General features: G+C 69.6%; 14 protein-coding genes. 9 read left to right on the forward strand and 5 right to left on the reverse strand.

Going from position 1 to position 15708, the window contains the following annotated elements; all coding sequences use genetic code 11:
* The first annotated feature begins 50 nt into the window (after positions 1-50).
* The 8 genes from BLR19_RS10340 (at position 51) to BLR19_RS10375 (ending at position 10372) form a co-directional block, all read left to right on the forward strand.
* Positions 51-905, forward strand: coding sequence for a GNAT family N-acetyltransferase (locus tag BLR19_RS10340; RefSeq protein ID WP_091750557.1), 855 nt, complete (start codon positions 51-53; stop codon positions 903-905).
* On the forward strand, positions 902-1360 hold the full coding sequence (tsaE, locus tag BLR19_RS10345) for a tRNA (adenosine(37)-N6)-threonylcarbamoyltransferase complex ATPase subunit type 1 TsaE (protein WP_066552678.1): 459 nt from the start codon (positions 902-904) through the stop codon (positions 1358-1360). The genes BLR19_RS10340 and tsaE overlap by 4 nt, the downstream gene beginning before the upstream one ends.
* Positions 1353-2444 (forward strand): N-acetylmuramate/N-acetylglucosamine kinase AmgK, encoded by a 1092-nt coding sequence (gene amgK, locus BLR19_RS10350; protein ID WP_091750559.1) that lies wholly within the window; start codon positions 1353-1355, stop codon positions 2442-2444. Before tsaE ends, amgK begins: the two co-directional genes overlap by 8 nt.
* Positions 2445-2473: 29 nt before the next feature.
* Positions 2474-3184: an N-acetylmuramate alpha-1-phosphate uridylyltransferase MurU gene (gene murU / locus BLR19_RS10355; protein ID WP_091750952.1), complete on the forward strand. Its 711-nt coding sequence runs from the start codon at positions 2474-2476 to the stop codon at positions 3182-3184.
* Positions 3181-6246, forward strand: coding sequence for a double-strand break repair protein AddB (gene addB, locus BLR19_RS10360; protein ID WP_091750561.1), 3066 nt, complete (start codon positions 3181-3183; stop codon positions 6244-6246). Before murU ends, addB begins: the two co-directional genes overlap by 4 nt.
* The gene (gene addA / locus BLR19_RS10365; protein WP_091750564.1) at positions 6243-9668 is read left to right on the forward strand and encodes a double-strand break repair helicase AddA; all 3426 of its coding nucleotides are present in this window, start codon (positions 6243-6245) and stop codon (positions 9666-9668) included. The genes addB and addA overlap by 4 nt, the downstream gene beginning before the upstream one ends.
* A 116-nt stretch (positions 9669-9784) precedes the next feature.
* Positions 9785-10114, forward strand: a complete 330-nt coding sequence (gene trxA, locus BLR19_RS10370; protein ID WP_017506226.1) for a thioredoxin — start codon at positions 9785-9787, stop codon at positions 10112-10114.
* Positions 10115-10186: 72 nt separating this feature from the next.
* A complete protein-coding gene (locus BLR19_RS10375; protein WP_017506225.1) occupies positions 10187-10372 on the forward strand; it encodes a hypothetical protein in 186 nt (61 codons plus the stop codon).
* Between the two features lie 120 nt (positions 10373-10492).
* Here the strand turns inward: BLR19_RS10375 and BLR19_RS10380 are convergent, their stop codons facing one another.
* On the reverse strand, positions 10493-11779 hold the full coding sequence (locus tag BLR19_RS10380) for a bifunctional folylpolyglutamate synthase/dihydrofolate synthase (RefSeq protein ID WP_091750566.1): 1287 nt from the start codon (positions 11777-11779) through the stop codon (positions 10493-10495).
* 36 nt (positions 11780-11815) lie between these two features.
* On the opposite strand from BLR19_RS10380, the gene BLR19_RS10385 reads away from it, so the two are divergent.
* The gene (locus BLR19_RS10385) at positions 11816-12259 is read left to right on the forward strand and encodes a DoxX family protein (RefSeq protein ID WP_091750569.1); all 444 of its coding nucleotides are present in this window, start codon (positions 11816-11818) and stop codon (positions 12257-12259) included.
* On the opposite strand, the gene accD is transcribed toward BLR19_RS10385, so the two are convergent.
* From accD to trpB, 4 genes are read right to left on the reverse strand one after another with little or no spacing between them, the layout of a single operon-like run.
* Complete coding sequence (gene accD, locus BLR19_RS10390; protein WP_091750571.1) at positions 12214-13104, reverse strand: acetyl-CoA carboxylase, carboxyltransferase subunit beta; 891 nt, start codon at positions 13102-13104, stop codon at positions 12214-12216. The genes BLR19_RS10385 and accD overlap by 46 nt on opposite strands.
* Before the next feature lie 10 nt (positions 13105-13114).
* Entirely contained in the window at positions 13115-13957 is an 843-nt protein-coding gene (trpA, locus tag BLR19_RS10395) for a tryptophan synthase subunit alpha (RefSeq protein WP_091750574.1), read from the reverse strand.
* The gene (locus tag BLR19_RS10400) at positions 13954-14442 is read right to left on the reverse strand and encodes a hypothetical protein (protein ID WP_091750577.1); all 489 of its coding nucleotides are present in this window, start codon (positions 14440-14442) and stop codon (positions 13954-13956) included. Before BLR19_RS10400 ends, trpA begins: the two co-directional genes overlap by 4 nt.
* Positions 14439-15641, reverse strand: a complete 1203-nt coding sequence (gene trpB / locus BLR19_RS10405; RefSeq protein ID WP_153924874.1) for a tryptophan synthase subunit beta — start codon at positions 15639-15641, stop codon at positions 14439-14441. Before trpB ends, BLR19_RS10400 begins: the two co-directional genes overlap by 4 nt.
* Positions 15642-15708 lie beyond the last annotated feature (67 nt).

Below are 15708 nucleotides of genomic sequence, written 5' to 3' on the forward strand. Positions count from 1 at the left end.
ACGCCGCGCATCTTGCCCCCTCCGACCGAACCGGCGACAAGCGATCTTTCATGACCGCCGCCACCCTTCCTGCCCGCCGTCAGCCCCACATCGTCGATGTGCTGATCGCCGAACGCGCGCCGCGCCTGACCGCCTCGCCGCTGTGGCCGGTCGTACGGCCGGCGCTTTACGGCGTGCTGGGCTATGGGGCGGCGGTGCGAATGGCCGACGCCATCCGCGACCTGTCGGGAACCGAGACCTTCGACTACGTCTCGGACCTGCTGAGGCTGAAGGTGACGACGACGAATCTGGAGCGCCTGCCGGCGACCGGCCGCTGCGTCGTCGTCTGCAACCACCCCACCGGCATCGCCGACGGGGTCGCCGTGTTCGACGCGATCAAACAGCGGCGCACAGACATGATCTTCTTCGCCAACGCCGACGCCATCCGCGTCTCGCCGCGATTGGACGAGACCATCATCCCCGTCGAGTGGGTCCACGACAAACGCACCCGCGAAAAGACCCGCGCGACCCTGAACGCCGCCAGGGACGCGTTCGAGGCCGAACGCTGCGTCGTCATGTTCCCCGCCGGTCGTCTGGCGCGCGAGAAGAACGGCGTCCTGACCGATCCCGAATGGGCCCCGACCGCCGCCTCGATGGCGCGCAAATACGATGCGCCGGTCGTGCCCATGCATGTCACCGGCCCCTACAGCCGGCTGTTTCACCTGTTCGACAAGGTGTCGCAGGAGCTGCGCGACGTGACCCTGTTCCATGAGTTGCTGAATAAGGAAGGCAAGCCGTTCGGCGTCGATGTCGGCCTGCCCATTCCCGCCGACCGGCTGGACCTGGACGCCGCCAAGGCCACCGAAGCGCTGAAGACCTTCACCGAACGCACCCTGGCCGCCGATCCTGACGCGGTGTTTCCATGAAGATCGCCCTACCTGACGCCGAGGCCACCACCGCCCTGGGCCAGGCCATCGCCCCCCTGCTGGCGGCGGGCGACAGTCTGCTGCTCTACGGTCCGCTGGGCATGGGCAAGTCGACCCTGGCGCGCGGTCTGATCCGCGCCCTGACCACGCCGGACGAGGACGTGCCCAGCCCGACCTTCACCCTGGTCCAGTTCTACGAAAGCGACCCGCCGGTCGCCCATTTCGACCTCTATCGCCTGACCCGACCGGAAGAGGCGTTCGAGATCGGCCTGGACGAGGCTCTGGACGAGGGGTGCGCCGTCATCGAATGGCCCGAGCGTCTTGGTGACGATCCCGGCCGGTTCCTGGGGCCGGATCAGCTGGTTATCGAAATCTCCGAACAGGGCGACGGCCGCCTTGCGACCGTTTCCGGCGTAGGCCGATGGGAAACGGGGCTGAAGGAACTGCATGTCTGACCGCGAAACCCTCCGTCTCGACTTCCTGAAGGCCGCCGGCCTGGCCGACGCCGTGCGCGCGCCCCTGCCCGGCGACGCCTCGACGCGGCGGTATGAGCGGCTGACGCCGACGACCGGTCCGACCTTGATGCTGATGGATCAGGCGCCCGCCGCCGAAAGCCAGCCGTGCGATCCGCGCTGGACGCCCGAGCAGCGTCACGCCGCCGGCTGGAACGCCGTCGCCCGCCTGTCCGCTGGCCGGATCGAGGCCTTCGCCGCCGTCGCCGCCCATCTGAAGTCCTTGGGCCTGTCCGCCCCCGAAATCCCGTCGCTGGACGCCGCCAACGGCCTGGCCGTGCTGGAGGATTTCGGCGACGACCTGTTCGCCCGCGTGATCGAAGACGGCGCCGACGAGACGCCGCTTTATCTGGCCGCCATCGAGGCCATGGCCGTTCTGCACGAGGCCGGCGCTCCGCCCGAAACCCTGCACGGTCCCGGCGGCGATTGGCCCCTGCTGACCTATGACGAGACGGCGCTTCAGGGCGGGGCCGATCTGTTCGTCGAATGGTTGCCGAAGCTCGACGATCGGGTCAGCTTCGACGCCGCCGCCATCGCCGACTGGCGCGCTTCCTGGGCTCCCATTGTCGCCTCCGGCGCGGCCGGGGCCTCGGTCATGGCCCACCGCGATTATCATGCGGAAAACCTGATCTGGCTGCCCCAGCGCGACGGCCCAGCCCGCGTCGGCATGATCGACTTCCAGGACGCGGTGCGCGCCCACCCGTCGTGGGACCTGCACTCCCTGCTGCAGGACGCCCGTCGAGACGTGTCGCCGGCGCTGGAGGCCGAGGCGCTGGACCGCTATTTCGCCCTGCGGCCCCGGGTCGACCGCGCCGCCTTCATGGCTGACTACGCCGGCCTTGCCGCCCTGAACGAGGCGCGAATCATCGGCATCTTCGCGCGCCTGATCGCGCGCGACGGCAAACCGCGATACCGCCAGTTCCTGCCGCGCATGTGGCGACACCTGAACGCCAATCTGGAACAGCCGGCCCTGGCGCCCGTCGCCCGCTGGTTCGACCGTCACGTTCCTGCCGAGGTGCGCGCATGACCGCCCCCAAGACGGCCCCCAAGACCGCAATGGTCCTCGCCGCCGGCCTGGGCACGCGCATGCGCCCCCTGACCGACGACCGACCCAAGGCCTTGGTCGAGGTCCAGGGTCGCGCCCTGATTGACCATGTGCTGGACCGACTGGCGGACGCCGGGGTCGAAACCGCCGTGGTCAATGTCCACTGGTTCGCCGACCGACTGGAAGCCCATCTGGCGGCGCGCGGCCAAAATCCTAAAAACTGGGGCCCCGAGATCGTCATCTCCGACGAACGCGCCGAACTGCTGGAGACCGGCGGCGGGCTGAAGAAGGCCCATCCCCTGCTGGGCGAGGAGCCCGTCTTCGTCGCCAATATCGACAGCGTCTGGATCGACCGAGGCGGTGCGTTGGCCGATCTGGTCCGTCTGTGGAACCCAGAGACGATGGACGCCGCCCTGCTGCTGGCCCGCCGCGAAGGCTCCATCGGCTTTGAGGGCGACGGCGATTTCTTCATGGCCTGCGACGGGACGCTGACCTTCCGCGGCGACGCCCCGTCCGCTCCGTTCGCCTATATGGGCGTGCACATCACCCGGCCCGGATACGCCGACAACGGCCCCGACGGCCCCTTCTCCCTCAGCCCCCTTTGGCGCAAGTCCGCCGCCGAGGGACGTCTGTTCGGGTGCGTCCTGGACGGCGACTGGATGCACGTCGGCGACCCGCAGGCGCGGGACGAAGCCGAGGCGAAACTGGCGGGAGACGCGTGAGCGTCTTCGATCCCTTCCTCGGCGACACGCCGCGCTGGTACGCCATCCCCGCGCACCGGCCGTTCCTTGAGGATTTGGCCGCCGGGGTGCTGGCCTGGCTGGGCGATCTGCCGCCCGAAACCCTGTCGGACGCGACCATCCTGTTGCCCAACCGCCGGGCCGCGCGCGCCTTCACCGGTGCCCTGTCCAAGCTGTCGCAGGGTCGCCCCATCCTGCTGCCCCAGGTCCGGCCGCTGGGCGATCTGGAAGAGGACGAGCCGCCCTTTACGCCCGGCGCCCTGGGTCTGGACCTGCCGCCCGCCATCCCCGCCCTGACCCGCCGGTTCGAGATGGCGCGGATGATCGTCGAACAGTTCGATGCGTCCCTGAGCCCGATGCGGGCGTTGGACCTGGCCGATGCCTTGGGCGGCTTCCTCGATTCCTGCCAACTGGAAGAGATTCAGAACCCTGAGCGGATCGCCACACTGGTCGACGGCGAAATGGCCGAACACTGGGAACGGTCGGCCGAGTTCCTGGGCTTGGCGGTCGAGGCCTGGCCGAAGCGTCTGGCCGAACTGGGTCTGGTCGATCCGGCCTGGCGTCGCGCGACCCTGCTGCGCCGCCTCGCCGACCTGTGGGACCGCGAGCCGCCGCGCCAGCCCGTCATCGCCGCCGGTTCGACCGGCACCGTCCCCGCCGCCGGCGACGTCCTGAAGGCCGTGGCGAGGGCGCCGCTGGGCTGCGTCGTCTTGCCCGGCCTCGACCTCGATCTAGACGCCGGCGTCTGGGACCGGCTGGACGAACAGCATCCGCAAAGTGCGATGAAGCGGCTGCTGGACCGCTGCGAGATCGCGCGCGAAACCGTCCGCCCCTGGTTCCGTCCCGCCATTCCCACCGCCGTCGAGGCGCGCGGACTGGCGCGCCAGCGGTTGGTCAACGAGGCCCTGCGTCCCGCCGAGGCTACCGACGACTGGCGCCGCGCCATCCGCGACATCCGCTCGGCCGCCGCCGCGCGCAGCGAGGCGCGCGACCCCATCGCCGAAGGGCTTCAGGGCCTGTCCCTATTGACCGTCCGCGCCGAGGAAGAGGCCGCCGCCGCCATCGCCCTGATGATGCGCGAGACGTTGGAAACGCCCGGCAAGACGTGCGCCCTGGTCACGCCGGATCAGGCCCTGGGCCGCCGCGTCGCCGCCCGGCTGGAGCGTTGGGGGGTCATCCCCGATTCGTCCGCCGGCGCCCCCCTGTCGCGCCTGCGCGCCGGCGCCCTGGTCGATCTGTGCGCCCGCTGGATCGCCGATCCGGTACAGCCTCATCTGCTGCTCGCCGTCTTCAAACATCCGCTGTTCCGGTTCGACCTGGGCGACGCCTCTCAAGCGGCCGCCGTCGCCGCGCTGGAGGAACACGCCCTGCGCGGTCCCCGCCCGCGCGACTTCGCCGCCATCCATCGCCGTCTGCTGGAAGCGGTCCAGCCCGACCGGCGCGGCAAGGCGCCGCCGGAATGGAAACAGGCGCGGCTGTCGGCCGCGACCCGCCTGGTCGATCAGCTTCAGGCCGCCATCGAGGCCGCGGCCGCCATGTTCACGCCCGACGCGGATCTGAACGTCGCCGCCTCGGCTCTGACCCGGCTGATCGAAACCTTGGCCGGCCAGAACGCCTGGGCCGGTCCTGACGGCGAGGCGGCCGCCGCCCTGTTGTCTGGCTTGATCGAGGGCGGGGCGTCGCTCGGCCGCATCCGCCGCGGAGAACTGGCCGAACTGGTCACGTCCCTGGTCAAGGAAAACGTCGTGCGGACCGGCGGGGCCACCCATCCGTCGCTGCGGATTCTCGGCGCCATCGAGGCGCGTCTGGTCAGGGCGGACCGGATGATCCTGGCCGGGCTGGAGGAAGGCGTCTGGCCTCAGGCGGCCCCGACCGATCCCTTCCTGTCGCGCCCGATGCGAAAGGCGCTGGGCCTGCCCCCGCCCGAGCGCCGCCTGGGCCAGACGGCGCAGGACTTTGTCCAGGCCGCCTGCGCCGATGAAGTCATCCTGATCCACAGCGAGCGGCGCGGCGGCCAGCCCGCCGTCCGCTCGCGCTGGCTGTGGCGGCTTGAGATGCTGACGCGCGGCGCGAACGCTGTCGAAACGCCCGTCGCCATCGCCCGCCCGGCGGCCGTCATCGACTGGACCCGCGCCCTGGATGCGCCGCCGCCCGGCCCGCCGCAGTTCGCCAAACGCCCAGAGCCGCGCCCGCCGGTGCATCGCCGTCCGCGCAGCCTGTTCGTCACCCGCATCGAACGCTGGGTGCGCGACCCCTACGCCATCTACGCCCTGTGGGTGCTGGGGCTGGAGGCGATGGAGCGGCCCGGCGCGTCTGCCGAAGCGCTGGCTCGGGGCAACGCCGTCCACGCCGCCATCGAACGGCTGACGCTGGACTGGCCGAACGACCTGCCTGACGACTGCGAGGCCATCCTGCACGACCATCTGCTGCGCGAACTGGGCGCGCGCGGGTTCGAGGATGCGGCCATGGCCCGCGAGGCGCCGCTGGCCCGCAACTGCGCCCGCTGGCTGACAGAGTTCGAGCGCCGACGCCGCGCGCGCGGCGTCGACATCCTGGTCGAACAGCAGGGGACCATGACCTTCGACGCCCCCGCCGGCCCCTTCACCGTCAAGGCTTTCGCCGACCGGATCGAGCTGGCGTCCGACGGCGCGGCGGTCATGGACTTCAAGACCGGGGCGGCGCCGTCCGCCAAACAGGTCAAGTCCGGCTTCGCGCCGCAGCTCACCCTGACCGCCGCCATCCTGGCCGACGGCGGGTTCAAGGACACCAACGGCCCGGTCACGCCCGACGAACTGACCTATGTCCGCGTGGTCGGGCGAAAGACGGCGGGCGAAGTCGTCACCCGCGCTTCGGGCTCTGAGGCCGCCGATTTAGCGCAGGCTGCGCTTGACGGCCTGAAGCGCCGCGTCGCCCGGTTCGACAACGAGAACACGCCTTACGTCTCCTGGGCCGCGCCTCAGTTTATGGGCAACCAAGGCGGCAACTACGATCATCTGGCCCGCGTCTGGGAATGGTCTGTGATCGGCGATGGGGACGAAGAATGAGCATCGCCCCCCAGATCGTCGCCGCCGACCCGCGCCTGACCGTCTTCGTCACCGCCAACGCCGGTTCGGGCAAGACAACCACCCTGGTCAACCGGGTGGCGCGGCTGCTGCTGGACCAGGTCGATCCCGGCGCCATCCTGTGCGTCACCTACACCAAGGCCGCCGCCGCCGAGATGCAGGCCCGGCTGTTCGACCAGTTGGGCGGCTGGGCCGTGCTGGACGACGCCGCCCTGTCGCGCGAACTGGCCCGGCTGGACGACGGCGACCCGCAGGCGATGGATCACGCCGCGCTTTCCCGCGCGCGCAAGCTGTTCGCCCGCGCGCTGGAGACGCCGGGCGGCCTGAAGATCCAGACCATCCACGCCTTCTGCGAAAAGCTGCTGCGCCGGTTCCCGCTGGAGGCCGGGGTCTCGCCCCGCTTCACCGTGCTGGAAGACCAGGCCGCGACCGCCCTCAGCCATGCCGCGCGCGAGGATTTGGCCCGCGCCGCCGTCGCCGATCCGGACGGCCCCATCGGCCAGGCCTACAGCCATTTCGCCGTCGAGCTTGACTGGCAGCGGTTCCAGGCCCTGCTGTCGATGATCGAGGCGAAACGCGCCGATCTGCTGGACTATATCGACCGCGCCGAGGCCGGAACCGCGCCCGATCCCTGGGCCCTGACCGGCGCCGAGCGCGACCGCAGCCCGGAGGATCTGGAGCGAGACTTCGTCGCCTTCATCGATCCCGGCGAATGGAACCGCATGGCCGAGGCCATGGAAACCGGCTCGGCCAATGACAAGAAGATCGCCGACGCCATGAGCGTCGCCGCCCCGCCTTACGCCGGGTTCGCGGCCCTGGCCGGGGTCTTCTGCACCCAGGCGGGCGAACCGCGAAAGAGCATGGGCACCAAGTCGGCGCCCCAGGGCGCGGTCGGCTGGCTGCTGGACCTCCAGACGAAATTCCTCGCCACGCGCGAGGCCCTGCGCAAGGCCAAGGTCGCCGACGATACGGTCAAGGTCCTGACCCTGGCCCGCGCTCATGCCGCCTTCTACGAAGCCGCCAAGGCCCAGCGCGGGGCGTTGGACTTTCCCGACTTGGTCGCGCGCGCCGCCGCCCTACTGACCGAAAGCGGGGCCGCCGCCTGGGTGCTTTACAAGCTGGACGGCGGGGTCGATCACGTTCTGATCGATGAAGCCCAGGACACCGCCCCCGAACAATGGGCCATCGTCCGCGCCCTGACCGGCGAGTTCTACTCTGGCGAAAAGTCCGGCCGCACCGTCTTCGCCGTCGGCGACGAGAAACAGTCGATCTATTCCTTCCAGGGCGCCCGCCCCGAACGGCTGCGTCAGGAACGCGGCACCTTCCTTGCCTTGGCCGAGGGCGCCGGCGAACCCTTCGCCGGGCCGGAACTGAACACCTCCTACCGCTCGACCGAAGAGGTGCTGGCCTTCGTCGACGCCGTCTTCGCCGACCCGGACCGCACCCGCGCCCTGACCGGCCCGCAAGGCGACATCGCCCGACACCTGCCCGCCCGCATCGGCCAGCACGGCGCCATCGACCTGTGGCCCCTGTTCCTGGACGAGCCCGCGCCCGAAACCGACGCCTGGGATGATCCGGTTGATCAGGAGAGCGCCGGCAGCGCTCGCAAGCGCCTGGCCCGCGACCTGGCCCGCGAGATCCGCCGTCAGGTCGAGAGCGGCGTCGCCGTCTTCGATCGCAGCACACGCGACCTGCGCCCCGCCGGCTATGGCGACTACATCGTCCTGGTCCGACGTCGCGACGCGACCTTCGAAGAGATCATCCGCGCGCTGAAGACCGAAGGTGTGCCAGTCGCCGGGGCGGACCGGCTGAAATTGTCCAGCCATATCGTTTTCGACGACCTGATCTCGCTGGCGCGTTTCGCCCTCTTCCCCGACGACGACCTGTCCTTGGCAGAGGTGCTGCGCAGCCCGCTGTGCGATGTGGACGAGGACGGACTTTATGCGCTGGCCGGGCGCGAAGAGCGTAAGGCCGGCCAGCTGTGGCGCGACCTGCGCGACCGGGCGCACGAACGCCCCGAATGGAGCCGCGCCCGCGACGCGCTGCAAGCCGCCATCGGCGCGCGCGGCGGCGATCCCTTCGCCTTCTTCTCCCAGGCCCTGAACCGGGTGGACGACACCGGCCGTTCCGGCCGCGCCCGCATCTTGGCCCGGCTGGGTCGCGAGGCGGAAGAAGCCATCGACGAGACCCTGAACCAGGTGCTGGCGGCTGAGAACCGGGGTGCGATCGATCTGGAAACCTGTCTGGTGCAGCTGGAGGCCGCCGACGTCGAGGTGAAGCGCGAACTGGAAGGCGCGCGCGGCGAGGTTCGCGTCATGACCGTCCATGGCGCCAAGGGTCTGGAGGCGCCCATCGTCATCCTGCCCGACACGACCATGAAGGCGAAGGCGCAAGGTCCGTCCCTGATGCCTGCGGTCACGCCGGAGGGCGAAGGCGAGGCCTGGCTGATGGCCCCCAGCTCGGCGAAGGACGACTGTCCGGCCTCGGCCGACGCCCGCGCCGCGCGCCAGGCCCGCACCGACGACGAGACCCTGCGCCTGCTCTATGTCGCCCTGACCCGCGCGCGGGACCGCGTCATCGTCATGGGTCGCGCCTCAAGCCGAGGCGCCGAAGCCGGCAGCTGGTGGTCGATCCTCTCGGAAACCTTCGATCGCCTGGGCGATCAGGTGCGCGAAGTCGACAACGGCGTGCGTCGCTATGGCGTCGATCCCGAGTGTCGCCCGGTCGCCACCGATGAAGTGCGGTCCGTCGCCGTCCTGCCAACTTGGGCCGCCTCGCCGCCGCCGGCGGACGCCGCCGCCCGCTTCGCCTCGCCGTCGCGGATGGAGGGCGGCGCGATCCGGATCCCCGCCCCTTCGCCCCTGGCCCGCAGCGCGGCAGGCGGGGCATCGCTGGGCCGATTCCGGCGCGGCGACCTGATCCACCGTTTGCTGGAACGCCTGCCCGAGATCGCGACCACCGACCGCCCCGACGCCGCCCGGCGCCTGCTGGCCCGCGAGACCGATCTGGACGAGGTCCAGCGCGCCGAGATGATCGCCGCCGCCTTCTCTGTGCTGAACGACGCCCGCTTCGCCCCGGTCTTCGGTCCCGGCTCCCGCGCCGAGGTCGCCCTGACGGGATCTGCGCCCGACCTGCCGCCCGGCGTCGCCATCAACGGCCGCATCGACCGGCTGGTGGTCACGCCTGAGAAGGTTCTGGTCGTCGATTACAAGACCAACCGCCCTGCGCCAGACGCCGTCGAGGCGGTCGATCCCGCCTATGTGCTGCAGGCCGCCGTCTATGTCGCCGTGCTGAAACGCCTCTATCCCGACCGCCCGGTCGAGGCCGCGCTGGTCTGGACCGACGGACCCAAGCTGATGCCCATTCCCGAGACCCTGCTGGCGGCGGCGCTCGCGGGCAGTTGAATTGCCCGCGATTCGCTCCCACATCTGCGGCTGAACCCGGACGCTCCGGCCAACATCAACCTGCGCTCAAGTAGCGAGGCGCCGCGCGCCGAGCGATAGCGCCCAAGGAGCCATTTATGGCGACAGTGAAAGTCACCGACGAAAGCTTTGACGCCGACGTCCTGAAATCTTCGACCCCGGTCCTGGTCGATTTCTGGGCCGAATGGTGCGGCCCCTGCAAACAGATCGGCCCGGCGCTGGAACAGATCGCCGACGAGCTGGGCGGTCAGGTCACCGTGGCCAAGATCAACATCGACGACAGCCCCATGACCCCGTCGAAGCTGGGCGTGAAGGGTATTCCGACCCTGATGCTGTTCAAGGACGGCCAGATGGCTTCGATGAAGGTCGGCGCCATGCCCAAGGGCAAGATCGTCGAATGGCTGGCCGAGGCCGGCGTCAAGGCCTGAGCCTTTTCGACCCTGTCAGATCAAGCGCCCGCCGGTCCGACCGGCGGGCGTTTTTCATGCTAGGATGGCGTCATGAGCGACGAAGACACCCCGAACCCGGCTGACGACATCCCCGGCGAGACCCCGGTCCAGAAGGCTCTGCGCCTGAAGACCGCCAAGCTGGATGCGCGCGCCAAGCCGCCGCGCGGCGGTCGCTTCCAGCGCGAACAGGCCGCCCGCATCGCCGCCGGCAAGTCCAAGCCTTGGATGACGCGCTAGACCGAAATCGGTTCGGTTGGACGCATCCATCCGAACCCAGATTTCGGTCCAGCATGACTCTGGAGCCTGATTCACGGCATCGATGAAATCGCGCAGCGATTCCATCTCAACCGATCAGGCTCAGACCGGCCAGGTCTCCTCGCTGGCGCCCAGGACCTCGCCGGCCAGATACAGCGATCCGCAGATGGCGACCCGGCCCGCGCCCAGGCGCAGCGCCAGGTCCAGCGCCTCGGAAACCGATCCCGCCGGGGTCGCCGCCAGCCCATGCCCGCGCGCCACGGCCGCCAGGGCCGTCGGCTCGGCCGCCGCACCGTCGAAGCCGACGGTGAAGACGGTGGCCTGGCTGTCCTTCAGCGCAGCGAAGAAACCGCCCGCGTCCTTGTTGTTCAGCATGCCGCAGATCAGGGCCAGGGGACGCGGCGCCCGCGCCTGCCGCTCGGCCAGAAACGCCGCCAGCGCCCGCGCTGCATGGGGATTGTGCCCCCCGTCCAGCCACAACTCCGCCTCCGCCGCCTTGGCCGCAGCGCCATAGGGGCCGCCTGAAATCCGTTGCAGCCGCGCGGGCCAGCGCACACGCTTCAGCGCTTCGGCGATCGCAGCCTCGGGCAGGTCCAGTTCGACCGCCGCCGCCACGGCCAGGGCCGCATTGTCGATCTGGTGCGCGCCTGCCAGGGCCGGCGCCGGCAGGTCCATGAACAGTTCGGCCGTCTGGAACGCCAGACCGCCCCGCTCGGCCCAGGCGTCGAAGTCGACGCCCAGCACGGTCAGCCGCGCATGGACGTCGGCGGCGCGCCGTTCGATGGCGGCCATCGCCTCTTCCTTCTGGCGCGCGATCACGGCCGGCGCTCCGGCCTTCAGCACCCCCGCCTTTTCCGAGGCGATGGCGGCCAGATCCGTGCCCAGGAACTCCGCATGGTCGTAATCGACCGGAGCGATGACGCTGAGCAGCGGCCGCTCGATGACGTTTGTGGCGTCCAGCACCCCGCCCAGACCCACTTCGATGATGGCCAGATCGGCGGGCGTCTCGGACATGGCCAGGAAGGCGGCGGCGGTGGTGCTTTCGAACACCGTGGCCTCGCTGTCCGTCTCGGCCATGACCGCCTCGATCCGGTCCAGGATCGCGTTCAGATGGTCGTCCTCGATCAGCTTGCCGGCCAATCGGATCCGCTCGTTGAAACGCACCAGGTGAGGCGAGGTATAGGCGTGCACCTTCAGCCCCGCCGCCTCGGCGATGGCGCGGATCAGGGCGACGGTCGATCCCTTGCCGTTGGTGCCCGCCACATGGATCACCGGCGGAAGCTTGTGCTGCGGATCACCAAGGGCCGCGCACAGCACGCGCATTCTTTCCAGCGAAAGGTCGATCCGCTGGGGGTGGCGCGCGCGTAGTCGTTCGGAGACGGGATCCATCCGCCTCCTTTACCCCCTGATTTCGAGAACCGCGACATGACATCCAGGCCGCAGATCAGAACAGCGGCGCGCCTCGTCCTCGTGGCCGTCTTCCTGGGCGCAGGCGTGCTGCATCTGATGGTCCCCGGCCCGTTTGTGCGGATCACGCCGGCGTGGGTTCCGCAGCCGGCCCTGGTCGTGGCCCTGACGGGGATCGCCGAACTGCTGGGCGCGGCGGGTCTGACGATCCCGCGCCTGCGCGTCGCCGCCGGATGGGCGCTGGCCGCCTACGCCGTCTGCGTCTATCCGGCCAACATCCAGCATGCGCTCAATTTTATGACGTCAGGCGCAGGTGTCGGCTGGGCCTATCACGGCCCGCGCCTGCTGTTTCAGCCGGTCATCGTGTGGTGGTGCCTGTGGGCCTCGACCGCGATCGACTGGCCCTTCAGACGGTCTCAGGCGGCGGCGCGGGTTTCGCCCATCAGCATGGACAGGATCTGACCCAGGGTGCGCGGCAGATCAGCGCGGGTCACGACCCGGTCCACCATGCCCTTTTCCTGGAGATATTCGGCGCGCTGGAAGCCGGGCGGCAGCTTCTCGCGGATGGTCGCCTCGATCACCCGCGGTCCGGCGAAGCCGATCAGGGCGCCCGGCTCGGCCAGATGCACATCGCCCAGCATGGCGTAGGAGGCCGTCACCCCGCCCGTGGTCGGGTCCGTCAGGACCACGGCGTAGGGCAGTCTGGCGTCCTTCAGTTCTTCGATGGCCAGGGTGGTTCGCGCCATCTGCATCAGCGACAGGGCGCCCTCCTGCATCCGCGCGCCGCCGGCGGCGGTGAAACAGATCAGCGGAACCTTGCGGCTCACCGCCTCGCGCGCCGCCTTGATGAAGGCCTCGCCCGCCGCCATGCCCAACGACCCACCCATGAAGGTGAAGTCCTGGACGATCACAACCGCGTCCTGACCGCCGACCGAACCATAGCCGATGGCCATGGTGTCCTTGCGGCCCGCGGCCTTGCGCGCGGCGTTCAGGCGATCCTTGTAGGATTTGCCGTCCGAGAATTTCAGCGGATCTTCCGGCACGTCCGGCGTGTCGATGGCCTGGAAGACGCCGCCGTCGAAGGTGACCTTCAGGCGGGTCGGCGCATCGATGCGCATATGCCGGCCCGACGGCGTCACCCAAAGGGCGGCCTCCAGATCTGAGCGATACAGCATCTCGCCGCTGTCGGGATCCTTGACCCAGAGATTGTCCGGGGTGTCGCGGCGCGACACGATCTTGCGGACGCCGGGCGCAAAGCGGCTCAGCCAGCCGCCGCGCTTTTCCTGAGGCTTGGTCTTGTCGTTCATCCGCGCGCTCTTAGACGGTTTCCGCCACGGAAGCACTAGCGGCGACGGATCGAACTGCATCGCCCAGCGCCTTCACGCGGGCCAGAACGCGCGGCGCAACGGGTTCGTTCGCCTCCAGCGCCGCCGCCACCTCGTCCACCAGGGCCGAGCCCACGACCACCGCATCGGCGACGCGCGCGATCTCCGCGGCCCGTTCCGGCGTCTTGACCCCGAAGCCGACCGCGACCGGCAGGCCCGAGGCCTTGCGCACCCGCTCGACGGCCGGCGCCACCACATCCGCGTTCGCTTCCTTGACGCCCGTCACGCCCGCGACGGCGACATAATAGACGAAGCCCGACGTGCCCTGGACCACGATCTTCAGCCGGTCGTCGTCCGAGGTCGGCGTCGCCAGGCGGATCAGCGAGATCGACACCTTGTCCAGCGCCTCGATGAGCGGCCCGGCCTCTTCCGGCGGGCAGTCCACCACGATCAGCCCATCGATGCCGCAGTCGGCCGCATAGGCGGCGAAGGCGTCATAGCCCAGGCTCTCGATCGGGTTCAGATAGCCCATCAGCACGATGGGCGTGGCGTCGTCGCCCTTACGGAATTCCTTGGCCAGATCCATGGTCGAGCGCAGGCCGAAACCCGCCGCCATGCCGCGGATGGCCGCCCGCTGGATCGGAGGCCCCTCGGCCATCGGATCGCTGAACGGAAAGCCCAGTTCGATGATGTCCGCGCCCGCAGCCGGCAGGCCGTTCAGGATCGCCCGCGCCTCTTCGCGCGACGGATCGCCGCCCATCACATAGGGAATGAAGGCCGCACGGCCCTCGGCCTTCAGCGCCTTGAAGCGCGCGTCGATACGGGCGGTGGTCATTGTTGCGGCGATCCGGCGGCGGCAGGCGGTGTCGCGGCCGCGGCGGCCGCGGCAGCCGCGCACACGTCGCCCGGAATGGTGGCGAAGCCCAGATAGCCGGGCGACTCGGCGACGGCGGTCTTGGTGGTGTCGTAGAAGGCGACCATCTGCATGCCGTCGCAGCCGCCGGCCTCACGGCGCTTGATGAAGACGACGCGGTTGTCGTCGCCGCCGGCGGCCAGCCAGTTCTTGGTTTCCAGATCGGCGATATAGGCGTCGGCCAGAGCGCCGATCTGGCCCAGCTGCGCGGTCACGCAATAGGCCCGCCCCGTCAGATTGTTCAGCCCTCCGCAATCGGGCGACAGCTCCGCGCCCGGCAGCAGGCCGACGTCGGCCGGACCGCCTTGCGGCGCAGCGGGGGCCGGCGTCGGGGTAGGCGTCTGGGCCTGCACGGCCGCAGCGGACAAACTCATCACGGCGGTCGCCGCCAACAGACTACGGATCACAGGTTCACTCCCAGATGTTTGGCGACCTGGAAGATGTCCTTGTCGCCGCGCCCCGACATCAGCAGGACGACGTCGCCGCCCTTGCCGACTTCGCGCGCCACTTCGCCGGTCCGCGCCAGGGCGTGGGCCGGTTCCAACGCCGGAATGATGCCTTCCAGCTTCGAGCATAGCTGGAACGCTTCCAGCGCCTCATTGTCCGTCGCCGAGCGGTATTCGGCCCGCCCGATGTCGTGCAGCCAGGCGTGTTCCGGCCCGATGCCCGGATAGTCGAGCCCTGCAGAGATCGAGTGCCCCTCGACGATGTTGCCGTCCTCGTCCTGCAACAGGTACGTCCGGTTGCCGTGCAGCACGCCCGACCGCCCGCCCTTCAGCGACGCCGCGTGATCCGGCGTATCCAGCCCATGGCCTGCCGCTTCGACGCCGATCAGGCGCACGCCCTCGTCCTCGATGAAGGGGTGGAAGGCGCCGATAGCGTTCGACCCGCCGCCGATGCAAGCGACCACCGCTTCGGGCAGCTTGCCCATCCGAGCCATCGACTGGCTTTTGATCTCCTTGCCGATCACCGACTGGAAATCGCGCACCATGGCCGGATAGGGGTGCGGACCCGCCGCCGTGCCGATGATGTAATAGGTGTCCGAGACGTTGGTGACCCAGTCGCGCATCGCCTCGTTCATCGCGTCCTTTAGGGTCGCGGCGCCGGCCGTGACCGAGAAGACTTCCGAACCCAGCAGACGCATGCGGAAAACGTTCGGCTGCTGCCGCTCCACGTCCACCGCGCCCATATAGACGGTGCAGGGCAGGCCAAAGCGCGCCGACACGGTCGCCGACGCCACACCATGCTGACCCGCGCCGGTCTCGGCGATGATGCGGGTCTTGCCCATGCGACGGGCCAGCAGGATCTGGCCCATGCAGTTGTTGATTTTGTGCGCGCCCGTGTGGTTCAGGTCCTCGCGCTTCAGCCAGATGTTGGCGCCGCCGAAATGTTCGGTCAGACGTTCGGCGAAATACAGCGGGCTCTCGCGCCCGACGTAGTGGGTCAGAAAGCTGTCCAGCTCGGCCTGGAAGCTCGGGTCCGCCTTGGCCGCCTTGTAAGCCGCGTCCAGCTCGTGGATCAGCGGCATCAGGGTCTCGGCCACGAACTGACCGCCGTACGGACCGAAGCGACCCTGCGCGTCCGGCCAGGCGTAGGCGTTCGACAGCGGCTGTGTGGAATCGGCGGCTTGGATGGGGGCCACGATGGGGGTCTGGGCGTTCACGGTTTCGACT

Source organism: Brevundimonas sp. 374 (genome assembly GCF_900102995.1).
Lineage (GTDB): Bacteria > Pseudomonadota > Alphaproteobacteria > Caulobacterales > Caulobacteraceae > Brevundimonas > Brevundimonas vesicularis_C.